We start from the raw sequence: 20,392 nt of genomic DNA on the forward strand, positions 1-20,392 counted from the left end.
AGGCTACGCGGACCCGCCTCAGCGCCAGCGGCGCGGCCACCAGATCCAGGCCAGGAGCTCCAGCACGGCCCAGATCAGCAGGGCCCCCACCACCCAGCCGGGGAGCAGGCTCAGGGGCCAGAAGGGGCGCAGCAGCAGCACCGCCCCCGCCAACGCCCAGAGCCGCAGGGTCCGCAACCGCTGGCCCGCACCCGGCAGGCTGGAGAGCCAGGGTGGCAGGGGAGGCAACCGCACCAGACCGCCGCGAGCGAACCTCACCAGAATGCCGGTGCATCCGCCGCCCCGCTCTTGCGTTCCCTTGGCCCGCTGCTCGCTCTCACCTGCCTGGGCAGCGGTGGTGTGCTGCTGCTCGGGCGGCACCTGCTGCTGCAGCGGCCCGGGCTGACCCCCGCCACCCCAGTCGCCGCCCTGGAGCGGGAACGGCGCTTCTCGCCTGATCCGGTGCGCCGCCGGGACGCCGCCCTGTTGCTGGTGGCGAACGAAGACGCGGCCCGGCAGCGGAGCCCCGATCAGGCCTGGATCAGCCGGCTGCTGCGCAACCAGGCCTGGGGACAGGATCCCCTTGCCGCCGTGGTGCTGAAGCGCTCCGCCCAGGCGGCTTCGCGGCAGGGGGATGGGGTGGGCAGCGAGCGGCTCTGGAGCCAGTTGCTGCGCCGTTTCCCGAAGAGCCCGGCCACTGCCGATGCCCTCTATGCACTCGGGCGCAAGCAACCCGGCCTGCGGCAGCGCCTGCTGACGCAGTTCCCCGCGCACCCGGCGGCCCTGGCGGCGGCGGTGGAAGCCGGCCCCGCGGGCGCCGGCCACCTGGCCCGCTGGGGGGCCCGCTGGCCCGGCGCCAGGGAGGTGATCACCAAGGCCTGCGGGGCGCCCCCATCCGACCCGGTCCGGCGCGATGAGCTGGCCCAGGCCCTGGCACGGCTGGGGGATCCGGCCGGGGCCCGCACCTGCCTGGGGGACACCGCCGGCAGCCCCGCCACCCAGCTCGAACTGGCCCGCACCCTGATCCGGCAGAGCGACAGCCGCGAGCAGGCGGAGGCCCAGCTGCTGGAGCTGGCCCGCAGGCAACCAGACAGCCCTGAGGCTCTCGAAGCGGTGAGGCTGCTGGCCGACGGTACGTCCCCCTCCAGCCTGGAGCGGCTGAGCTCGCTGCCGCCGGCCCTGCAGGAGACCGCGCCGGTGCAGGCCCGTCGCGCCCTGGTGCTGGGGCAGACCTCCTCCACCCTGGCCGTTCTGCAACGCTGGCCCAAGGACCCCGCCAGCTGGGATCTGCAATGGCAGCAGGCCCGCGAACGCCTGCTCCGGGAGGACTGGCGCGGTGCTGCCGTGCTGCTGGGCACCAGCGCCCTCGACCCCGATGCCATGGCGGCCCCGCTGGATGCCCGCCGCCGCTTCTGGCTGGCGCTCAGTCAGTGGGAACTGGGCGAACGCCCACAGGCGAAGGCGGGCTGGGCCGATCTGCTGGCCCGCTATCCCGGGGGCTACTACGGCTGGAGGGCAGCGCAGCGCCTCGGCCGGGGCGACCTCGTGCTCGACCCGGCCACGGCACCGCCGCTGAGGGACGGGACCTGGCGGCCGCTGATGAGCGGGCTCGACGACCTGGACGGTCTCTGGCGGCTCGGCCAGAACCTGGAGGCCTGGGAACAGTGGCGGCACCTGCGGGGAGAGGACGCCATCACCAGCCCGCAGCACCTGGTGCTGGAAGGCCGGCTGCGGCGCGGCGTGGGCGACCAGTGGACCGGTCTGGGCCAGCTGGAGCAGGCCAGCCTGAGGGCACCGAGCAGCGACTGTGCGCTGCAGATGGAGCTGGCCCTCAGCCAGGCCGAGCCCGCCTTCGTGGATGTGCTGAACCAGGCCGGGCAGCAGGAGCGGGTGCCGGCCGCGCTGCTGGCGGCGGTGGCCAAGCAGGAGTCACGCTTCAGCCCAGCCGTCCGTTCCCCCGTGGGCGCGGTGGGCCTGCTGCAGCTGATGCCGGAGACCGCCGCCGAGCTGGCCGGCGGCCCGACCACGCCCGACAGCCTGGAGAACCCGGAGCTGAACGCCACCCTGGGGGGCCGCTACCTGCGGCAGCTGATGGACCGCTGGCAGGGCAACCCCTTCCTGGTGGCCGCCAGCTACAACGCAGGGCCCCAAGCGGCGGCCGGCTGGAGCAACCCCCGGCTGAAGACGCTGCCGGAGTGGTGGGTGGAAGCCATCCCCTACCCCGAGACACGCCTGTACGTGAAGAAGGTGCTGGGCAACCTCTGGACCTACCAGAACACCGATCTGCCCCTCTGCAGCTGAGCCCCTGCCCGGCGCTGGTCCCCCTGTCCGCCTAGACCGCCCCAGCCAGCCAGCGCCCCACCGCCGCCCCCAGCAGCACCACGGTGGCGAAGGCCAGGGCCAGGTTCTGGGCCGGCGGCACGATGCGCAGGCGGGCCAGATCCAGCCGGGCCAGCAGCACAGCCGAAGCCAGGATCAGCATGTTGCCCAGCACCTTGAGGTGCAGCAGATAGAGCCCGCCCACGGTCACCAGCAGCAGGGTGAGCACCAGCGTCACCACCCGGCTGGCGGCCATCAGCTCCGACAGCCTGCGCATCATCAGTTCGGGCATGGTGCACACCACCACCACCATCAGGGCGTGCAGACAGTCGATCGACCAGAACACGTGGTAGAGGATCTCAGCATCCATCGCTCCCGCACCGGAAGACGCGGCCTGCCCGCCCCCGATGGCGAAGGCGGAGCCGGAAAGCCCCCAGTGCAGTCCCTCGTAGACCGCGATCACGGCCAGCAGAAGCAGCATCGGAGCGCGGAAGGGGAGAACCAGAATCCGCAGCAACGACAGCAGCGCCGACATCACGGCTTCGGTCAGCGCGCTGATCACGACGGGTCCAGCACCAGGGCGATGGCCTCCAGCGGGCAGCTGGGGATGCACTGCTCACAGACCAGACAGCGCTGGGCGTCGAACTGCAGCTGCCAGTCCGGGGCGGCGAAGCGCAAGGCGCCACTCGGGCAGACGCTCGAGCAGATGCCGCAGTCGACACAGCGCTGGCGGTCCACGGCGATCTGCCCCGGGGCCCGGTTCAGGCCCAGTCCCTGGCTTTCCAGCCAGACCTCGGCGGCCTCCAGTTCGTCGATATCGCCGGAGAGCTCCACCACCATGGTGCCGCTCTGGTTCGGGGCGATCTGGGCCCGCAGGATCTTGGCGGCGATGTCGAAGTCCACCGCCAGGCGGTAGGTGATCGGCTGATGCACCGCCTCGCGGGGGAAATGGAGAGTGAGTCGCCGCTTCACGGGTCAACGGGCCTGACAGGGCTGGCAGAGTGCAGCGCAAGCGCAGCAGTCCTCTCCAAAGCTATCCACGATGAGCAACTCCCCTGATGCCCCACGTCCCGGCCGGCGTGAGCGTCTGGCCCTGGTGGTGATCGCCGCCCTGCTGGCCGCGGTGGTGCTCTGGCTGCGGGGTGGACTCCAGCCCCAGGCGCCCTTGGAGGCCCTGGCCCGGCGCTCCCCCGAGCTCCCGGTCGCCCTGGCCGACGGGCGCCCCACCCTGGTGGAGTTCTACGCCGACTGGTGCGAGGCCTGCCGCACCATGGCGCCGGCGATGGAGAACGTGGAATCCGGCTACCGCGGCCGCCTGGATGTGGTGCTGCTCAACGTGGACAACCCGCGCTGGCAGCCCGAGCTGGAGCGGTTCGCGGTGAACGGCATCCCCCAGCTCGAGCTGTTCGACCGCCGCGGTGACTCCGTCGGCCGCTCGATCGGCGCCCGCAGCCAGCCCGAGCTGCTCGCCCTGGCGGAGGCCCTGGTGAGCGATCAGCCCCTGCCGCCACTGCCCGGGGTGGGTGCGGTGAGTCCCCTGGCCGGAATCGAGTCCGGGGTCGAGGCGGCTGGCACCATGGCAGGACCACGCAGCCACGGCTGAGATCCTCACCACCCCTCGCCATGGATTCCCGCTTCCGCGTGGCGCTGATCGCCGCCACGCCCAACCCCCAGCAGTGCGTCTACGCCGGGATGCACCAGGACTACAGCGAAGACTTCGTGGCATTGGACCGGGCCGGTTGGCCCGACGAGCGCCAGGCCGGTGAGATCTGCGTCAAACGGCTGCTGGCCGGGGAACGGGGCCATTACGGCCCGCTCGAGCACGCCCAGATCGTGCTCAACGTGGGCTGGTTTCCCCACTCGGTGATGCAGCAGGCACGCACCCACCGGGTGGGTGTGAGTTTCGATGTGCAGTCGATGCGCTACACAGGCGAGCGCATCTGCCGGGCCGCCAACGGCGAGCTGGACCTGGAGGAGGTGTTCTATCTGCGGCCGGTCGGCAGCTATGCCGACCGCCAGGGCAAGAAGTACGTCTACGCGGAAGAGCAGCGCTCGCTTGACCTCGACCTCTGCCGCCGGGCCGCCGAGCGCTATCGCGACCTGCTGGCCGCCGGTTTCGCCGAGGAGCACGCCCGCGGCCTGCTGCCGTTCGACTACCGCCAGCACTTCGTGGTGAGTTTCACCCTGCGGGCCCTGCTGCATTTCCTGGACCTGCGGGCCAAGCTCGACGCCCAGCAGGAGATCCGGGAGCTCTGCGATCTGATCTGGCCCCACCTGCAGAGCTGGACGCCGGAGATCGCCGCCTGGTACGAGAAGAGCCGGCTGCACCGGGCCCGTCTGGCCCCCTGATCGCGCCGGGGGAAGCGTGTCTGGGCTACACCCGCGCCAGGGTCACGCGCTCCGGCTGATGCTGGTATTTGCCCGCACGATCGTGGTAAGTGGTGTCACAGGGATCGCCCTCGAAGAAGAGCAACTGACAGATGCCCTCGTTGGCGTAGATCCTGCAGTCGGCCCCGGAGGAATTGCTGAACTCCAGGGTGAGATGCCCCTCCCAGCTGGCCTCGGCCGGGGTGGTGTTCACGATGATGCCGAGGCGCGCGTAGGTGCTCTTGCCCAGGCAGATCACCGTGATGTTGGCGGGCACGCGCATGCGCTCCAGCGCCACTCCGAGGCCGTAGGAATGGGCCGGGAGGATGAAATAGGAGCCGTCCTCGTCGTCATGCAGGGGAGCGGGCTCCAGGTTGGCCGGATTGAACCGCTTGGGGTTCATCACCGTGCCGGGCACGTGCCGGAAGATCAGAAACTCCTGGGGCGAGAGACGCAGGTCGTAGCCATAGGAGGAACAGCCGTAGCTGAGCACAGGGCGGGCCGCCTGCTCAGGCTCCAGATGGCGCACCAGGCTGGCCTGAAACGGCTCCAGCATTCCGCTGGCCGCCTGCTGCTTGATCCAACGGTCGTTCTTGAGCATGGGGAGTGGAGCTAGAAGCCGCGGCGGAGCTGGGTCACCTGATCGGCCAGCGCCATCAGCTCAGGACCCATGCAAGGCCCGGTCAGGATGACATCCAGGTGCGGGGGGCGCTGCTCGAGGGTGGTGAGCACCTCCTCCATGGGCACATAGCCGAGCTCCACGGCCAGGCCGAGCTCATCGAGCACCATCAGATCCACGGCACCCTGGAGCAGCTGCTGACGGCTGTAGGCCCACACCGCCTGCACAGCCTCCAGCACGGAGGGATCATGATCCCGGGCCGGCTCGGCCAGGCAGGCGACCACGGCGGGGCGGAGCCACTGGAGCCGGCCGCACAGCCAGGGGCTGGCGGCCAGGCCCTGATCCACGCCGCCCTTGAGCAGCTGGCTCACCAGCACGCGGCTGCCCAGCCCCGCGCTGCGCAGGGCCTGGCTGAGCACGGAATTGGCGCTGCCCCGGAAGGGGGCGGTGTGCACCTGGAGCATGCCTTCGGGCTGCGCGGCCAGACGCACGGGCAGGGCGGCGGGCGGCAGGGGCCGGTGGGAGGGCAGGGGCGTGGTGTCGGTGGCGGCGGAAGCGAGCACCTCGAGCCGCGGGGAACGGCGGGAGGGGAGGGCCGCCACCCTGGCAGGCCCGGCCGGTTCGGCGCTGCCGGAGCCCGGGCTGGTCGTGAGACTGGCGGCCATGGCCCTGCAGCGACGCAGGACTGAATGTAGCGGCATCCCGCCGTAGCGCAGCGCACAGACACCACCCCTGGTGGGAACAGGTGTATCACCGGCACAGGCCGCTGCCCGGTCGCGGTTGGCCACGACAACAGCGGCGGTGCCGCCAGGTCCGCCGACCAACAAAGCGTGACGATTGCTACACGAAGGCCCCGGCCTGATCTTTAGGGTCCGGCCATCTGCCTTCCCCACCCCATGGTTGGCGCCTCGCGCGGCTTCAGCAGGACCGCCAACACCCCCAGCAGTGGGGCCCCCGGGGTGGTGAGCGGCATCGGATCGGCGGGCCAGAACACCCAGACGCTGCTGGAGGTGATCCGAAGCCTGGCCGGCAGCAGCATCGAGACGATCGAGCGCAGCAAGACCATCTTTTTTCCGGGCGATCCCGCCGAGCGGGTCTACCTGCTGCGTCGCGGCGCCGTGAGGCTCTCCCGCGTGTACGAGTCGGGGGAGGAGATCACGGTGGCCCTGCTGCGGGAGAACAGCCTCTTCGGTGTGCTCTCCCTGCTCACCGGCCAGCGCTCGGATCGCTTCTACCACGCCATCGCCTTTACCCGGGTGGAGCTCCTCAGCGCGCCGGCGAGCTCGGTGCGCAAGGCGATCGAGCAGGACGCCAGCGTGGGACTGCTGTTGCTCCAGGGCCTCTCCTCCAGGATCCTGCAGACCGAGACCATGATCGAAACCCTCACCCACCGGGACATGAGTTCCCGGCTGGTGAGCTTTCTGCTGGTGCTCTGCCGTGACTTCGGGGTTCCCGGCACCGAAGGCATCACCATCGATCTGCGGCTCTCCCACCAGGCCATCGCCGAGGCGATCGGCTCGACCCGGGTGACGATCACCCGGCTGCTGGGGGACCTGCGCAACGAGGGGCTTGTGCAGATCGATCGCAAGAAGATCACGGTGTTCGACCCGATCGCCCTGGCCAAGCGGTTCAGCTGAGCCAGTGACCGGGCCGGGCCGGCCATCGCCGCCAAGGCGGGATACTGACCCCGTTGGGGAGAGCCTGTGTCGGGCTGGCTGCTGATCCTGGCGCTGCTGGTGCTGGGTGGCGTTCTCGCCACCCTGGGGGATCGCCTGGGCAGCCGTGTCGGCAAGGCGCGCCTGAGCCTGTTCAACCTGCGGCCGCGGCGCACAGCGGTGCTGATCACCGTGCTCACCGGCAGCCTGATCAGTGCGGTGTCGCTCGGGCTGATGCTGCTGGTGAGTGAGCGGCTGCGCACCGGCCTGTTCGAACTCGAGCGGCTCGAGGAGCGCTTGAGCACCACCAGGACGCAGCTGGAGGCGAGCCGCCAGAGACTCACCTCCAGCCAGGCGGAGGTGGCCCGTGCGCAGCAGGGCCAGCGCCGGGTGCAGAAGGAGCTCGCCCAGGCCGAGCGCCAGGCCACCGCCCTGCGCCGCGAACTGGCTCCCCTCCAGGCCCAGCGCGCCCGGCTCGAGCAGGAACGCGACCGGCTGGCCCGGGTGGTGAGCGGCCGTGACGCCGAGATCAAGCGCACCGAAGCCGAGCTGAAGAGCGTGCGCGAGAAGATCGCCGCCGGAGCGAAGGAACTGGAGGAACTCGAGACCAACCTGATCGCCCTGCGCCGCGGCGATGTGGTGATCTCCACCGGGCAGCCCCTGGCCAGCGCCAAGGTGAAGCTGGAGCGTCCCGACCAGGCGAAGGAGGTGATCACCACGCTGCTCCAGCAGGCCAACATCAATGCATTCAGGCGGGTGCTGCCCGGCCAGCCGGTGGATCGTCAGATCCTGCTGGTGCCCAGCAACGACATCGCCCGGCTGGAAAGCCTGCTGGCCCGCCCGGGCAGCTGGGTGGTGAGCATCCTCTCGGCGGCCAACGTGCTGCGCGGTGAGCGGCAGGTGCTGGCCTTCCCGGACCTCCGCCCCAACCGCCAGGTTGTGGAGAAGGGCGAGGTGATGGCCCGCACCACGATCGAGGCCGACCTGCGCAGCCCGGAGCAGCTGGTGCGGCGGCTCAACCTGCTGCTGGCGGCGGCCTACGCCCAGGCCCAGCGGCAGGGCACCCTCGTGGATGGCCTGCAATTCGATGCCGCGAGTTTCAACCAGCTGGCCCGGACCCTGGCGGAACGGCCCGCCGCCACGGTGGTGCAGCTCGAGGCGGTGGCCCTGCGCGATGCCGACACCCCGGACCCGATCACCGTGGAGCTGCGGATCCTTGGCGGTTGGCAGAACCCTCCCGCGCGGCCGCCACGACCATGACCGGCCATCGCGGCAGTCCGGCGGGGGACCCAGAGCAGCCGCCGCTGTTGGCGGGCCTGGATCCAGGCCGCAGCAAGTGCGGCCTGGTGCTGGTTGACCGCGAGGCTGGCCAGGTGCTGCAGGCCGCGATCCTGCCTCCCCCCCAGGCGCTGGCCCTGCTGGCCGCGTGGCACGAGCAGCGGGGGTTGCGCCAGGTGGTGCTGGGTGACGGCACCGGCAGCCGGCCCTGGCCGCAGTGGCTGCGCCGGCTGACCCTGGAGCCCCTGAGCGTGGAGGAGCGCGGCACTACCCTGGCGGCGCGCACCCGCTACTGGGAGCTGCGCCGCAGGCCCAGCTGGCGCCAGCTGCTGCCCCGCGGGCTGCGCCTCCCTCCACGCGACATCGACGATGTGGTGGCCCAGCTGCTGGTGGAGCGCTGGCTCGGCCGCCGCTTCCGCAGGTCCGCCGATGGGGTGCTGCGGACCTGGCCCGTCCCGCCGGAGGCCTGAGGCGGACACCTAGAAGCGGGCTCGCACCGTGAAGGCATAGTCCCCGCCCGGTTCGAGCTGGTAGTCCGCCTTGAGCAGAAAGCGCAGCAGCGCGTCCTGGATCAGGGCCCGGCCCAGGGAGGGCTCCACGCAGAGTTCACCCCGGTCGAAGGCCCAGCTGAAGGTCCAGTGGAACCCACCGGCGCTCACCTCCCCCTCCAGCCGGCGGTGGCTGAAGCTCTGGTGCAGCACGCGCAGCTGGGCTGTGGTGGCTGGCAGAGGGGCCATGGGGTCAGGCTGACGGTGTCTCGGGCTGAAAACTGTTCAAACGATTACCGGCACGCTCCACGCCGAGGCGCTGAATCAGACCGATGCCGGACTCCACCTCGTGGAGCACCGCCTCCAGGCAGGGCTGTTCCGCCGGACTGAAACGCCCCAGCACATGCCCCACGGTACGGGCCCGCCGCTCCGCCGGGTTCTGGGCCGGCGCACCGATGCCGATCCGCAGGCGCGGAAAGTCCTGGGTGCCCAGGTGGCTGATGGTGCTGCGCAGCCCGTTGTGTCCGCCCGCGCTGCCGCTGGCCCGCAGGCGCAGCTTGCCCAGTGGCAGATCCATGTCGTCCACCACCACGAGCAGCTCAGCCGGATGGAGGGAGAACCAGTCCAGGGCGGCGCGAATCGAGCGGCCGCTGTCGTTCATGTAGGTCTGGGGCATGAGCAACCGCAGACGGCGCTCGCCCTGACCGACATCGGCCAGCAGTCCATGCAGCCTGGACTGCTGGCGGAAACGCCCTCCCCAGGCCTGGGCAAGACGCTCCAGAGCCATGAAACCGACGTTGTGCCGGGTGCCGGCATAGCGGCTGCCGGGATTGCCGAGCCCCACCACCAACTGCAGGCGTGCCGGCTGGGGCGTGGGATCGGTGGGCAACGGTTCAGAGGATCACGGCGACGGCTCTCCCGCAGCGATCGCGGGAGGGGCCCGGAGCGGGCTCAGGCGCCGGTGGACGGCTCCGACGCAGGTTGGCTGACGGGTTCTTGGCTGACGGGTTCGGAGGCAGAGGGAACGGCGGATGGCTGCTCGGACTCAGCGACCGGCGAGGCGCCGAGGGCGGGAGCCGCGTCCTCTCCCGAGGAGCTCTCCGCCGTGGCAATGGCTGTGCGGAACTCCTTCTCGAATTCCGAAGAGGCCGATTGGAAACCCTTCAGGGTGCGCCCCAGGGTGCGCCCCAGCTCAGGCAGGCGCTTCGGACCGAACACAAGGAGGCCGATGGCGGCGATCACCGCCATCTCGGGTAAGCCGATTCCGAAGATATTCATCGGGGAGAGGGTGGGCGGCGCGGATCAGCCCGCACCGTTCCAGTTCACGTTGATGCCTTCGAGCAGCAGCGACTGGTTGTACAGCTGGAGGATCACCAGCAGAAACACCAGGAACAGCAGCATGAAGATGCCCATGACGGGCGTGGTTCCCCAGCCGGGAACAACCTTGCCGTATTCGGAGTTGAGGGGACGCAGCAGGTCTCCGAGACGGGTGCGTTGAGCCATGGCTGCTTCGGGCGTCTCGCGCGAGGTGTGGAGGTGGCTACTGTAATGGCCTCACAACCCCGGCGTGCCGGGCTGTCGAGAGTTGTGACGGAACCATGCGCCTGGGCTCAGGGCCGGGGCGCTGGCCGCAACGGTCGCCCGTCCTGATCCCGAACCACCGTCAGCACAGGCCTCCCGCCATGGATCCCACCACCACCGGCTCACCCGCCCTCTCGGTCGCCCTCGCCGTGCTGGCCGTGCTGCTCAGCCTCACCGGTTTCGGCATCTACATGGCCTTCGGTCCACCGTCCAAGCAGCTCACCGACCCCTTCGACGATCACGACGACTGAGGTGTCCGAGGCGCCGGGACGACCCGCCGCAGTCGCCAGCAACCCAGCTGCCACGGTCTGAGCAGGTCCATCTGCGGCGCGTCCAGCGGCTGCTCGAGGGCGTCCACCCGCTCCAGCAGATCCCAGCCCCCGCCGAGCTCCAGCCGCCTGCGGCAGGGGGTGAGATTCGCCACGGCGATCAGGGCTTCGCCGGGCCGCTCCGCGGGGCGCAGGCTCACCAGGGAGAGGCCTGGGGCCAGGGGCGGGAGGGCCTGGGCCTGGCAGGGGCCCTGGTCAGCGGCCCGGCCCTGGGGCCGCAGCCAGAGCGGCTCACGGAAGCTCACCGCCTGATCGGGAATCGCGGCATCCAGCCAGGTGGGCACGGCGGGCATCACCGCCAGCCGCTGGCGCCGCCGGCCGTTGTCCGCACCGGGATCGGGCCAGGTGGGCGCCCGCAGCAACGAAACGCCGAGGGTATCGCCGCTGGCGGACACCCCCTGGGGGCCGTCCAGCAGCACCGCCAGGCCGCCGGCCGGGCCCGCGGAGGCCATCCAGCTGATCGCCGGCACTTCCCAGCGGGCCTGCTCGCGCTCCGTGAGCGGCTGGGCCGGACGCTCCAGCACCCCTCCGGAGGTGTCGGCAGCCCAGCGTTCGGCGGGCTGGGCCAGGGGCAGCTCCAGACGCAACAACTCGTGGCGCTGCCGCCAGTCGAAGCTGAGCATCAGCTCGAGCCAGGGAGTGCCGGCCAGGAGGCGGCCCTCCAGCCGCACCCTGCTGCGGCCGAAACGCCCTCGCCAGACAAAACTGGCGCAGAGCGGTCCCCGCTCACGCCAGCTGGGCACGCCCTGCCAGGTCCAGGGCAGGGGGTGATCGGCGTAGTCGGCGGCCAGATCCCAGGCATCCCAGAACTCGCCGCGGTCGGCAAAGCGGCACCAGCGCAGCGGTGCTGCGAGCAGGCTGCGGCCCTCGCCGTCCCAGAGCTGCTCCACCCCCTGGGGCCCGATCTCCACCGCCAGCAACCCGTTGCCGGCACGGGCGCCAGCAGTCCAGACGGGCTGGTCCCCATCGGGCGTCGTCCCGGCGACCATCGCCGACGCCATCTCCTGCACCTGCTCCTGCTCCGCACCCGCTGGGTGCAGGCTGGCCATCGGCTGGCGGCGCTCCAGCCTCTGGGCCACCACCCCCGCCATCACCGGCAACTGCACCCAGCAGCCACCGGCCGCCGCCGGCTGCTGCGGCAGTGGTGCCCCCGCGGCCCACCAGCGGCCGGCGGGCAGACGCCGCACCCGGCGGTGGCCCGCCAGGGGCTGGAGCTGCACAGCCCACCACAGGGGCGCGCGCGGCACCGCTCGCCCGATGCCCAGCCAGCGGCGCAGGTCGCGATCGCGCCGGGCCCTGGCCTCCCGGCGGGAGGCACGCCACTGCGGCTCAGCCTGCTCGAAGACCTCCGGGATGGCCGTGCCGGGCAGGATGTCATGAAACTGCTGGAACAGCAGGAACCGCCAGTCGGCCCCCTCGGCATCGCCCGCCAGCACGGCAGCGAGATCGGCTTCCCGCAGCAGCCGCTCCAGCGTGCGGTTGTGGCGTTTCTGGTCAGGGCGGGTGGTGGGGCAGCCCCGGTGCAGCTCGAGGTAGAGCTCATCGCGCCACACCGGCAGCTGGGAACGCAGGGGCACCAGCTGGGCCAGGTAGGCCCGCAATGTGCCATGGCGCTGGGGCGCCGCCTCCGGCTGGCCCTCCCAGAGCTGCAGCTGCTCGAGCATCTCCGCCGTGGGGCCACCGCCGTGATCCCCCACCCCTGGCAGCCACAGGGCTTGGGGCAGGCCCGTGGCCCGCTGCCAGGCGAGGCGGTGGCGCTCGATGGCGATCGGATCACCGTCCGTGCCGATCGGTGCGGTCATCAGCGCCAGCAGCTCGGCCCCGCAGCGGCTGCGCCAGCGGAAGAGCCGGTGCGGGAAAGGCTGGGACGCGTTCCAGAACAGCTTGTGGGTGCAGAACCAGCGCACGGCGGTGGCCGCGGCCACCGCCGGCACGCCGCTGGCGAAGCCGAAGCTGTCCGGCAACCAGGCCAGGTGATGGCTCAGCTGGGGGAAACGCTCGCGGCTGTCGCGCTGCCCCACCTGGAACTGGCGCAGCAGCGAGGCCGTGCTGATCAGCACGCAGTCGGTCTCGACCCACGGACCATTGATCGGCTCGAAGCGCCCTGCCGCCACGGCCGCCTGGATCCGCTCCATCAGCGCCGGACGCTGGCGCTCCAGCCAGGCGTAGAGCGCCGGCGTGGAGTGGGCGAAATGGAGCTGGGGGAACCGCTCCATCAGATCCAGCGCGGAACCGAAGGTGCGCTCCGCCGCCTGCCAGGTGTCGGCCACGGGCCAGAGCCAGGCCAGGTCGAGGTGGGCATGACCCAGCAGGTGCACAGCGGCCGCGGCTCCCGGCAGGGGGGCCAGGCCCGCCTCCTGCCGCAGGGCCACCAGGGCCTGGCGGGTGGTGAGCAGCACCCCGAGGGGATCGGCGGGGTCGAGGGGCTCGAGCTCCACCCGGCTGTGCAGCAGGGCGCCGTCGTCGTGCAGGGGGCTGCGCAGACGCAACTCCAGCTGCAGCGGTTCTCCACCCCACCAGCGCTCGGGCAGCAGCCAGCGGCAGGCGGTGTCGAAGAGGTCGCCGCTGTGCACCCGAACCCCATCCACCCACAGCTCGGCACGGTCGGCCCACCAGCCCAGCGCCAGACGGGCCTGAACCCGGGGCACGGGGTGCTGCAACCGTTGCCAGGCGGGCGGACAGCAGACCTGGAGCTTCAGGTGGTGCCACACCTGGCCCCGGGGCCAGCTCACCAACCCACGGGCACGCCAGTCCGGGCGGTGCGCGGCGCCCCAGGGATGCTCGAGCGCCGAGCCGCCACCGCCGTCCGGCTGGGGGCACTGCCATGCAGCCTGGAGGTCAAGGACGGGGTCAGGCACGGCAGGCCGCCAGGGATGGGCGCGGGGAGCGAGGGGAGGAAAGCAACGGTGGAACGTGACTGAATCGTTTCAATCTGAGGCCGCAGGCCCGCCCCGAAGACCGCGGGCATCGTTGGATGGCGGGCCAGGTCCCATAGGATGATGCCGCCGCCGGGGAGTCCTCTCAGACTCCAGTGGTGGCCGTCACTCCCTGTTACCCGCCCGCACCGCGCCAGGCCGAACCATGCTCGCTCTCAAGATCTCGGTTTACTCGGTCGTCTTCTTCTTCATCGGGATCTTTGTGTTCGGCTTCCTGGCCAGCGATCCCAGCCGCACGCCCAGCCGCAAGGATCTCGAAGACTGAAGCACTGACAGGGTTCCTGCAGGGTTCCCGCGGAACTCCCGGCTTCTGGGTGTGGCCTGGCGGCGCCCACGATCAGTTCTACGCCCGTCCTCACCAGCACCCACGCTGGCGGCCTGAACAAGCAGGCTGGGCCCTGCCGATGCCCAGACCACCGGGCCCGATGCTCGCCTTCCCCCGACTGACGCTGTGACGAGGTTGCGGGCCAGCCATCGCCAAGCCCACCGATGGCCAGGTTCGCTGCTGTGCGCGCTGCTGCTGCTGCAGGCGCCGCTGGGGCCGAGCAGGGCCGAGACAGCCCCTCCGCCGGACACCGAGGCCGAGGTCAGTGGGCCAGGCGATGGACAGACCGCCGGTGAGACCAGGCTTCTGCTCCTCCGCTCCGACCGGCAGAGCTACGACAGGCTCTCGGGAACGCTGACCGCGAGCGGCAACGTGGAGGCCAGGCTGGAGGGCTGGAGGCTGCTGGCCGACAGGATCGAGCTGCGCGAGGGTCGGCGCAGCGTGTTCGCCACCGGCAGGATCCGGCTGTTCAAGGGCGACCAGCGGCTGCAGGCGGGCAGCCTCCGCTACAACGCCTGGGAAGGCAGCGGCACCATCACCGACGTGTACGGGGTGGTGGATCAGGAGTCCCTGTCCCGGGAGGTGAAGGGCCTGCGCCCCGACCGCCCCGAGCCGCCGGCTCCCGCGGCTGCCGGGAGTGCGGGCGAGCCGACCGCCGCAGCGGAGATCGACGACAGCTTCGCCTGTCCGGAACTCACCGCCGGAGCCAGCAGCAGATCCGTGCTGCAGCTGCTGCCCCCGCGGCGCGTCCCGCTGCCCACCATGCCGGCCCCGCCCGGCTGCCCCGGCGGTGATGCAGGCCGCCGGGACCGTCGCCTCAGCCAGATCCTCAATGACGTGGCCATGGAGGGTGCCTCCAGCAGCGAGGCCCCGGCAACCAACCCGCCAGCCAACCCGGCGGCAGACGCCGTCGCCCCACCGGGCGAACCAGGCGCCGAGGCGGCGCCGCAACCCCTGCGGCAGCGGGTGAGCGATGTGCGCTTCCGCCAGAGCGTGGACACCACGGTCAAGGTGGATCTGGCGCCCCTGATCGCCTCCGACAACCCCGCGCCAGGGGGAACGGGGAGCTACCGGCCCCAGCCCCCCCGGCGCGGCAAGCTCAACCGCCTGCGCTTCCAGGCCAGCAGCATCAGCATCCGGCGCAACGGCTGGTTCGCCGAGGCGGTGGCCTTCACCAACGATCCCTTCACCCCGGCCAAGGCCTGGACCTACGCCCGGGGCGTCGAGGCCGTGATCCAGCCCGGTGGTGTGACCAGCATCCGGGCCCGCGGCAGCCGCATCCTGCTGGGCGAACGCCTGGCCGTGCCCGCGATCCGCGATACCCAGATCGGCCAGCAGCAGACGGCGATCAGCGTGGACTCCGACCGGCGTGATCGCGATGGGGTGTATCTCGGCTACAACCTGCCCCCCCTGCGCCTGGGGGCGCAGGGGAGCCTGCGGCTCCAGCCCCAGCTGCTGATCCAGCGGGCGATCGAGGGGCGCACCGACAGCTACGTGCGTCCAGGCAGCAGCCTGGTGGGCCCCGATGTGGAGCAGGATGCCGAGTTCGGCGATCTCTTCGGCCTCGCCGCCCTGCTGGACGTTCCCCTCGGGCGCTTCCGCCTCTACGGCGATGCCAGCCTGTCCACCTTCAACCCCGACAACTTCCGCGCCGGCACACGCAGCAACGTGCAGTTCGGCACCCCGCTGGAGCTGCCGGGCCACAGCAGCAGCAGAGCCCTGCTGTTCGGCAGCTACCGCGAGCGGATCTACAACGGCAGCCTGGGATTACAGACTCTGGTGTATTCCTACGGCGCCGAAGCTGAAGGCGAACTGCTGTTCAACACACCGAAGAGCCCTGAGGCCACACCGCCCTCCACGCCGTACTTCACACCCGTGAGCCTCAACTGGCGAGCCCTCAGCGGCAACTACCAGGCGGCCCTGTTCGAGACCGACACGCTGGATACCCAGTGGCGCAGCCTGGTGCGCGGCGGCCTCAGCAGCTCCCTGAGACTCTGGGAGGACCGCGACGGCGGCGATCCCGACCCTCTCACACGGCTCCGCTACGCGGCCCAGCCGGTGATCCCCGGACTGGGACTGGACTTCGGCATCAACGGCAGCGCCGCCCTCTATCAGGATGGAGCCCGGCAGAACAGCCTCACCCTGGCGGCCGGGCCGTCGTTCACCATCGGCCGGTTCGAGAAGCCGTTCTTCGATTACACCCGCTTTTCGGCCTCCCTGGCCGGCACCTTTCTCGATGGCGCCAGCCCCTTCGGATTCGATCGCACGGTGGATCTGCGCACCGTGAGCTTCAATGCCGCCCAGCAGCTCTATGGCCCCCTGGTGCTGGAGGCCGGCGCCACCTTCAACATCGACAACGGCTCGCCCTTCTACGGCGATGTGAGCTACTCCTATGTGGAGCTGAAGCTGCAGCAGCGGGCCTATGAACTGGGCATCTTCTACAGCCCCTATGACGGCATCGGCGGGATCCGCATCCGACTCAACGACTTCGACTTCAACGGCGGCGGCACTCCGTTCGTGCCCAGGCCGGAGCACCGGGGGGGCGGGGCTCAGGCCGCCGGCGCGAGCCCGCCCACCTGAAAGTCATTGAGGTAGGGCAGTCGCTTCACGAGCGCGTCGAGTGCCGCCCCGTGACTCAGCAGCTGGCCTGTGGCATCCCATTGCCCGCTGGCGAGCATCTGCCGGGGCCCCGCCGGGAGATCCAGCCCCCAGCGATCGCCAGCTCCCTCCAGGGTGGCCGCGGCCACATCGAGGTGGAACACGCTGGCGGGGGCGGCGGCGGCCGCCTGCTGGAGGGCCAGCATCAGCGCATGGGGAGCGGTGAGGCAGGGGATGCCGAGGGCCAGACAGTTGCCGTAGAAGATCTCCGCGAAGCTCTCCCCCACCACGGCACGGATGCCCCAGCGCATCAGGGCCTGGGGGGCATGTTCACGGCTGGAACCGCAGCCGAAGTTGCGGTTCACCAGCAGCAGGCTGGCGCCCCGGTGTTCGGGCCGATCGAAGGGATGCTGCCCCTGCAGCTCGGCACGGTCGTCGGCGAACGCCTGATCCCCGAGGCCCTCGAAGGTGACGCACTTGAGGAAGCGGGCGGGAATGATGCGATCGGTGTCGATGTCATCGCCGCGCACCACCACGGCGGTGCCGCTGATGCGGGCGATCGGACCGCTCGGATAGGAGGGGCTGGCTGTGGAACTGGGGCTGGACATCGGGGAACGGGAGGCGACGCCGGAGGCGTTGGGAATCAGCGGGTGGGGGCGGCCGTGGCGGCCGGGGTGGCCGCCAGCAGCTCGCGCACATCGCTCACCCGGCCGGTGACGGCGGCGGCGGCCACCATGGCCGGACTCATCAGCAGGGTGCGGCCGGAGGCCGAGCCCTGCCGCCCCTTGAAGTTGCGGTTGCTGGAGCTGGCACTGATCTGGCGCCCCTCGAGACGGTCGGGGTTCATGGCCAGGCACATCGAGCAGCCGGGCTCACGCCACTCGAAACCGGCGGCGGTGAACACCTGATCGAGACCTTCGGCCTCGGCGGCGGCGGCCACCTGCTCCGATCCGGGCACCACGAACGCCTTGATGCCCGGGGCCACCCGCCGGCCCCGGGCCACGTGGGCCGCGGCCTGCAGATCGCTGAGGCGGCCGTTGGTGCAGCTGCCGATGAAGCACACGTCCACCGGGGTGCCGGCAATCGGTGCACCGGGGCGCAGATCCATGTAGCGGTAGGCCTCCTCCGCCAGGGGCCGCTCATCGGCGGGCGTGTTCTCGAGGGTGGGGATCACCTCATCAACCCCGATGCCCTGGCCCGGGGTGATCCCCCAGGTCACCGTGGGGGCGATGGCGCCGGCATCGAAGCGCACCTCGTCGTCGAACACGGCCTCGGGGCCGCTGGCGAGGCTGCTCCACCAGGCCACGGCCCGCTCCCAGGCGTCCCCCTGGGGCGCGAACGGGCGCCCCTTGAGGTAGGCGAAGGTGGTGGCATCGGGGTTCACGTAGCCGCAGCGGGCACCCCCTTCGATCGCCATGTTGCAGAGGGTCATCCGCTCCTCCATCGACAGGGCCGCGATGGCAGGACCGGCGAATTCGTAGGCGTAGCCCACACCTCCCTTCACCCCGAGGCTGCGGATGATGTGGAGCACCAGATCCTTGGCGTAGACGCCGGGCTGCAGTCGGCCCTCCACCCAGATCCGACGCACCTTCAGCTTGCCCATCGAGAGGCTCTGGCTGGCCAGCACATCGCGCACCTGGCTGGTGCCGATGCCGAAGGCGATGGCCCCGAAGGCGCCGTGGGTGGAAGTGTGGGAATCGCCGCAGGCCACGGTCATCCCCGGCTGGGTGAGGCCGAGTTCCGGAGCGATCACATGCACGATGCCCTGGCGGCCGCTGCCGAGTCCGTGCAGCGTGATGCCGTGCTCCGCGCAGTTGCGCTCCAGGGTGGAGAGCATGGCCTCAGCCAGGGGATCCGCGAAGGGCCGGGCCTGGGAGGTGGTGGGCACGATGTGATCCACCGTGGCCACCGTGCGCTCGGGGTGGCGCACCGACAGGCCCAGATCCTTGAGGGCGGCGAAGGCCTGGGGGCTGGTGACCTCATGGATGAGGTGCAGACCGATGAACAGCTGGGTCGAGCCGCCGGGCAGATCGGCCACCCGATGCAGGTCCCAGACCTTGTCGTACAGCGTGGCGGCGCTCACCGGATCCCCTCGACGCGCAATCGGCAACCCTAATCAACGGATGCCCGGGCAGGCCTGGCTCATGGCCACCACCTGACCGGCGGTGATCGCGTCGATCTCCGCCTCCGAGAAACCTTCACGGGCCAGGGGAGCATTGAGCCTGCGCAGCAGCCCCGGCTGCCAGAGCGAGTGGCCCTGGGCGTTGGCATCCCGCCAGATGGCACAGAAGCTGAGCAGATAGGGCCGCCCCGCACCGAGGTAGAAATCGCGGTACCGCAGCCAGTCGGTGGAGGCTGCCTGCGCCCCGTTGGGCAGGACAGTGAGGATCACCGTGGCCAGGAGCAGCAGGGGAACCCGCATCCGTGGGTCAAAGAGACCAACCTTGCCAGGCACCGGGGTCAGCCGCCAGCACCTGGCGGCCGTGAGGCGCGGGAGCTGGGGGTGACCGCGCGGCAGGGGCCATCGAGCGACTCCGCAACAGCCGGTGCCGAGGGGGCCGTTCCGGCCACCGGCAGGGACGTGTCCAGGGGCAGCCTGCCCAGGATCCTGGCCAGGAAGGGGTTGTGGGGATAGCGGATCAGCAGGCTCTGCTCGAAGCGCTCCCACTTGCGGGCGGCCTTGCGGCGGGCGAACCAGCGGCTGTAACTGCAGATCGGGATGAAGTCGGTGTTGCCGATGCTGTCCACGATGAAGAGCCGGACGGTGTCGTCACCGACGCGGCGGCACACCACGTTCTTGGGGCGCAGGGCCAGGGTGAGGATGCCGTCGCGCAGCATCGCCTGCCGCAGGGCCTGGAGCCCCTGGCAGAGCTGGCGGCAGTAGCGCTCCGAGGCCTCCAGGTCGTCCAGATAGTGCTGCAGCGTCCGGGCCACCACGCCCGGGGCGTCCTGGATCAGCTCGAAACTCCAGCCGGGCCCGAGATTGGTCTGCACCGGCCCGAAGGAGCGGGGCACCACGTCCCAGGCAATGCCTCGCCGCTCGAGGTGGCGGTAGAAGCGCCGCTCCCGGCGGCTGTCGTGGGGATCGTCGCCGATGTCCACCTTCACGCAGAGACGCGGGTCGTCGGGGTGGCGGTGGCACTCACGGTGCAGGCCCCTGCCCACGAACGTGGAGGCGTCCAGCTGGAGCACGCGGTCAGCCATCAAACATCGCCCCCACTTAACCCACTGTTAACGCGCTTTCTGTATTGCACCTCACAGAGCAAGGGGCAAGCAGCAAAGAGCTAGGAAGTGATCGAGGCCCGACGGCGGCGGCCGCGCTCAGGCGGCCCGGAAGAAAGCCCGGAGGTTGGTGAGCACGAACTGCAACCCCATCGCGATCAGGATCAGGCCCAGGAAGCGGGTGACCAGGGAGGAGCTGGCACCTCCGGCCCGTCCGGGGCGCAGCACCAGAGCCGCCATCACCACGGCGGTGATGGCCAGGGCAATCGCCACGGCGGCCACGGCCAGCAGAGGCCCCTCCTCTGGCCCCCGCATCACCGAGAGGGTGATCACCGTAGCCACGGTACCGGGACTGGCGGCGAAGATCACGATCGGATCCAGGGGGCTGGAGGACTGTGAGGCCGGCGGCTGGCCCTGGGGCGACTGGAACATGCCGTAGCCGATCAGGGCGATCACCGCACCGCCCACGATGCGAAACACATCCAGGGAAATGCCCAGGGTGTGCAACAGCCGCGGCCCCAGGGCCGCGCTGAGCACCAGGATCAAGCCGGTACGCAGCACCACGTTCCCCACGCCGCGCAGCCGCTCCTGCCGTGAAGCCCCCTCGGTGCACTGGCGCAGCATCAGGGCGCAGATCAGGGGGTTGATCAACGCCAGCAGGGTGATCACGTAGCGGTTGAGATCCTCCATCGCTCC

The 20,392-nt window shown here is 70.8% G+C and carries 24 protein-coding genes; 9 read left to right on the top strand and 15 right to left on the bottom strand.

What is annotated here, in order from left to right:
• Window positions 1-18: 18 nt before the first annotated feature.
• Entirely contained in the window at window positions 19-258 is a 240-nt protein-coding gene (locus CBM981_RS09020) for a DUF4175 domain-containing protein (RefSeq protein ID WP_225867321.1), read from the bottom strand.
• A gap of 30 nt (window positions 259-288) precedes the next feature.
• On the opposite strand from CBM981_RS09020, the gene CBM981_RS09025 reads away from it, so the two are divergent.
• Window positions 289-2,280: a lytic transglycosylase domain-containing protein gene (locus CBM981_RS09025; RefSeq protein ID WP_087068136.1), complete on the top strand. Its 1,992-nt coding sequence runs from the start codon at window positions 289-291 to the stop codon at window positions 2,278-2,280.
• Window positions 2,281-2,311: 31 nt separating this feature from the next.
• Here the strand turns inward: CBM981_RS09025 and CBM981_RS09030 are convergent, their stop codons facing one another.
• A complete protein-coding gene (locus CBM981_RS09030; protein WP_087068137.1) occupies window positions 2,312-2,860 on the bottom strand; it encodes a hypothetical protein in 549 nt (182 codons plus the stop codon).
• Entirely contained in the window at window positions 2,857-3,270 is a 414-nt protein-coding gene (locus CBM981_RS09035; RefSeq protein WP_087068138.1) for an NIL domain-containing protein, read from the bottom strand. The genes CBM981_RS09030 and CBM981_RS09035 overlap by 4 nt, the downstream gene beginning before the upstream one ends.
• A 70-nt stretch (window positions 3,271-3,340) precedes the next feature.
• Between CBM981_RS09035 and CBM981_RS09040 the strand changes: the two genes are divergently transcribed.
• Together CBM981_RS09040 and thyX are read left to right on the top strand one after the other, a co-directional pair.
• Window positions 3,341-3,901, top strand: a complete 561-nt coding sequence (locus CBM981_RS09040) for a thioredoxin domain-containing protein (protein WP_087068139.1) — start codon at window positions 3,341-3,343, stop codon at window positions 3,899-3,901.
• 20 nt (window positions 3,902-3,921) lie between these two features.
• A complete protein-coding gene (gene thyX / locus CBM981_RS09045; RefSeq protein WP_087068140.1) occupies window positions 3,922-4,647 on the top strand; it encodes an FAD-dependent thymidylate synthase in 726 nt (241 codons plus the stop codon).
• A gap of 25 nt (window positions 4,648-4,672) precedes the next feature.
• Here thyX and dcd read toward each other — a convergent pair whose 3' ends face one another.
• Both dcd and CBM981_RS09055 read right to left on the bottom strand, forming a co-directional pair.
• On the bottom strand, window positions 4,673-5,266 hold the full coding sequence (gene dcd / locus CBM981_RS09050) for a dCTP deaminase (protein WP_087068141.1): 594 nt from the start codon (window positions 5,264-5,266) through the stop codon (window positions 4,673-4,675).
• Between the two features lie 11 nt (window positions 5,267-5,277).
• A complete protein-coding gene (locus CBM981_RS09055; RefSeq protein ID WP_172820856.1) occupies window positions 5,278-5,949 on the bottom strand; it encodes a cob(I)yrinic acid a,c-diamide adenosyltransferase in 672 nt (223 codons plus the stop codon).
• Window positions 5,950-6,180: 231 nt separating this feature from the next.
• Between CBM981_RS09055 and ntcA the strand changes: the two genes are divergently transcribed.
• The 3 genes from ntcA to CBM981_RS09070 all read left to right on the top strand — a co-directional run bounded on the left by ntcA (window position 6,181) and on the right by CBM981_RS09070 (window position 8,687).
• Window positions 6,181-6,921: a global nitrogen regulator NtcA gene (gene ntcA / locus CBM981_RS09060; protein ID WP_087068142.1), complete on the top strand. Its 741-nt coding sequence runs from the start codon at window positions 6,181-6,183 to the stop codon at window positions 6,919-6,921.
• A gap of 66 nt (window positions 6,922-6,987) precedes the next feature.
• Window positions 6,988-8,199 (top strand): DUF3084 domain-containing protein, encoded by a 1,212-nt coding sequence (locus tag CBM981_RS09065; protein ID WP_087068143.1) that lies wholly within the window; start codon window positions 6,988-6,990, stop codon window positions 8,197-8,199.
• The gene (locus CBM981_RS09070; RefSeq protein ID WP_087068144.1) at window positions 8,196-8,687 is read left to right on the top strand and encodes a resolvase; all 492 of its coding nucleotides are present in this window, start codon (window positions 8,196-8,198) and stop codon (window positions 8,685-8,687) included. The genes CBM981_RS09065 and CBM981_RS09070 overlap by 4 nt, the downstream gene beginning before the upstream one ends.
• A gap of 9 nt (window positions 8,688-8,696) precedes the next feature.
• On the opposite strand, the gene CBM981_RS09075 is transcribed toward CBM981_RS09070, so the two are convergent.
• The 4 genes from CBM981_RS09075 to psbH all read right to left on the bottom strand — a co-directional run bounded on the left by CBM981_RS09075 (window position 8,697) and on the right by psbH (window position 10,208).
• Entirely contained in the window at window positions 8,697-8,954 is a 258-nt protein-coding gene (locus tag CBM981_RS09075) for a DUF3146 family protein (RefSeq protein ID WP_087068145.1), read from the bottom strand.
• 4 nt (window positions 8,955-8,958) lie between these two features.
• Entirely contained in the window at window positions 8,959-9,594 is a 636-nt protein-coding gene (gene pth, locus CBM981_RS09080) for an aminoacyl-tRNA hydrolase (RefSeq protein WP_087068146.1), read from the bottom strand.
• Between the two features lie 62 nt (window positions 9,595-9,656).
• The gene (locus tag CBM981_RS09085) at window positions 9,657-9,983 is read right to left on the bottom strand and encodes a TatA/E family twin arginine-targeting protein translocase (protein WP_087068147.1); all 327 of its coding nucleotides are present in this window, start codon (window positions 9,981-9,983) and stop codon (window positions 9,657-9,659) included.
• Window positions 9,984-10,007: 24 nt separating this feature from the next.
• Entirely contained in the window at window positions 10,008-10,208 is a 201-nt protein-coding gene (gene psbH / locus CBM981_RS09090) for a photosystem II reaction center phosphoprotein PsbH (protein WP_087068148.1), read from the bottom strand.
• 179 nt (window positions 10,209-10,387) lie between these two features.
• Between psbH and psbN the strand changes: the two genes are divergently transcribed.
• Window positions 10,388-10,537, top strand: coding sequence for a photosystem II reaction center protein PsbN (gene psbN / locus CBM981_RS09095; RefSeq protein ID WP_006909586.1), 150 nt, complete (start codon window positions 10,388-10,390; stop codon window positions 10,535-10,537).
• Here the strand turns inward: psbN and CBM981_RS09100 are convergent.
• The gene (locus tag CBM981_RS09100) at window positions 10,525-13,473 is read right to left on the bottom strand and encodes a glycoside hydrolase family 38 C-terminal domain-containing protein (protein ID WP_172820857.1); all 2,949 of its coding nucleotides are present in this window, start codon (window positions 13,471-13,473) and stop codon (window positions 10,525-10,527) included. The two genes, psbN and CBM981_RS09100, sit on opposite strands and share 13 nt — an antisense overlap.
• 223 nt (window positions 13,474-13,696) lie before the next feature.
• Between CBM981_RS09100 and CBM981_RS09105 the strand changes: the two genes are divergently transcribed.
• Together CBM981_RS09105 and CBM981_RS09110 are read left to right on the top strand one after the other, a co-directional pair.
• Entirely contained in the window at window positions 13,697-13,816 is a 120-nt protein-coding gene (locus CBM981_RS09105; protein ID WP_006172424.1) for a photosystem II reaction center protein I, read from the top strand.
• A gap of 186 nt (window positions 13,817-14,002) precedes the next feature.
• Window positions 14,003-16,456, top strand: coding sequence for a DUF3769 domain-containing protein (locus CBM981_RS09110; protein ID WP_157665386.1), 2,454 nt, complete (start codon window positions 14,003-14,005; stop codon window positions 16,454-16,456).
• On the opposite strand, the gene CBM981_RS09115 is transcribed toward CBM981_RS09110, so the two are convergent.
• The 5 genes from CBM981_RS09115 to CBM981_RS09135 all read right to left on the bottom strand — a co-directional run bounded on the left by CBM981_RS09115 (window position 16,426) and on the right by CBM981_RS09135 (window position 20,386).
• On the bottom strand, window positions 16,426-17,082 hold the full coding sequence (locus CBM981_RS09115; RefSeq protein WP_087068150.1) for a 3-isopropylmalate dehydratase small subunit 2: 657 nt from the start codon (window positions 17,080-17,082) through the stop codon (window positions 16,426-16,428). The two genes, CBM981_RS09110 and CBM981_RS09115, sit on opposite strands and share 31 nt — an antisense overlap.
• Window positions 17,083-17,117: 35 nt before the next feature.
• On the bottom strand, window positions 17,118-18,557 hold the full coding sequence (leuC, locus tag CBM981_RS09120) for a 3-isopropylmalate dehydratase large subunit (protein WP_087068151.1): 1,440 nt from the start codon (window positions 18,555-18,557) through the stop codon (window positions 17,118-17,120).
• A 33-nt stretch (window positions 18,558-18,590) separates the two neighbouring features.
• Window positions 18,591-18,929, bottom strand: a complete 339-nt coding sequence (locus tag CBM981_RS09125; RefSeq protein WP_172820858.1) for a hypothetical protein — start codon at window positions 18,927-18,929, stop codon at window positions 18,591-18,593.
• 5 nt (window positions 18,930-18,934) lie between these two features.
• Window positions 18,935-19,678: a YrbL family protein gene (locus tag CBM981_RS09130; RefSeq protein ID WP_087068153.1), complete on the bottom strand. Its 744-nt coding sequence runs from the start codon at window positions 19,676-19,678 to the stop codon at window positions 18,935-18,937.
• 117 nt (window positions 19,679-19,795) lie between these two features.
• Window positions 19,796-20,386 (bottom strand): MarC family protein, encoded by a 591-nt coding sequence (locus tag CBM981_RS09135; protein WP_087068154.1) that lies wholly within the window; start codon window positions 20,384-20,386, stop codon window positions 19,796-19,798.
• Window positions 20,387-20,392 lie beyond the last annotated feature (6 nt).

Origin of the sequence: Cyanobium sp. NIES-981, from assembly GCF_900088535.1 — a bacterium.
Lineage (GTDB): Bacteria > Cyanobacteriota > Cyanobacteriia > PCC-6307 > Cyanobiaceae > NIES-981.

What these genes read in the sequence shown, in the direction of transcription:
- psbN (WP_006909586.1), top strand. Translation starts at nt 10,388, where the DNA reads ATGGATCCCACCACCACCGGCTCACCCGCCCTCTCGGTCGCCCTCGCC.
- CBM981_RS09040 (WP_087068139.1), top strand. Translation starts at nt 3,341, where the DNA reads ATGAGCAACTCCCCTGATGCCCCACGTCCCGGCCGGCGTGAGCGTCTG.
- CBM981_RS09055 (WP_172820856.1), bottom strand. Translation starts at nt 5,949, where the DNA reads ATGGCCGCCAGTCTCACGACCAGCCCGGGCTCCGGCAGCGCCGAACCG.
- CBM981_RS09130 (WP_087068153.1), bottom strand. Translation starts at nt 19,678, where the DNA reads ATGGCTGACCGCGTGCTCCAGCTGGACGCCTCCACGTTCGTGGGCAGG.
- ntcA (WP_087068142.1), top strand. Translation starts at nt 6,181, where the DNA reads ATGGTTGGCGCCTCGCGCGGCTTCAGCAGGACCGCCAACACCCCCAGC.
- CBM981_RS09105 (WP_006172424.1), top strand. Translation starts at nt 13,697, where the DNA reads ATGCTCGCTCTCAAGATCTCGGTTTACTCGGTCGTCTTCTTCTTCATC.
- dcd (WP_087068141.1), bottom strand. Translation starts at nt 5,266, where the DNA reads ATGCTCAAGAACGACCGTTGGATCAAGCAGCAGGCGGCCAGCGGAATG.
- CBM981_RS09070 (WP_087068144.1), top strand. Translation starts at nt 8,196, where the DNA reads ATGACCGGCCATCGCGGCAGTCCGGCGGGGGACCCAGAGCAGCCGCCG.
- CBM981_RS09135 (WP_087068154.1), bottom strand. Translation starts at nt 20,386, where the DNA reads ATGGAGGATCTCAACCGCTACGTGATCACCCTGCTGGCGTTGATCAAC.
- CBM981_RS09115 (WP_087068150.1), bottom strand. Translation starts at nt 17,082, where the DNA reads ATGTCCAGCCCCAGTTCCACAGCCAGCCCCTCCTATCCGAGCGGTCCG.
- CBM981_RS09085 (WP_087068147.1), bottom strand. Translation starts at nt 9,983, where the DNA reads ATGAATATCTTCGGAATCGGCTTACCCGAGATGGCGGTGATCGCCGCC.
- psbH (WP_087068148.1), bottom strand. Translation starts at nt 10,208, where the DNA reads ATGGCTCAACGCACCCGTCTCGGAGACCTGCTGCGTCCCCTCAACTCC.
- CBM981_RS09075 (WP_087068145.1), bottom strand. Translation starts at nt 8,954, where the DNA reads ATGGCCCCTCTGCCAGCCACCACAGCCCAGCTGCGCGTGCTGCACCAG.
- thyX (WP_087068140.1), top strand. Translation starts at nt 3,922, where the DNA reads ATGGATTCCCGCTTCCGCGTGGCGCTGATCGCCGCCACGCCCAACCCC.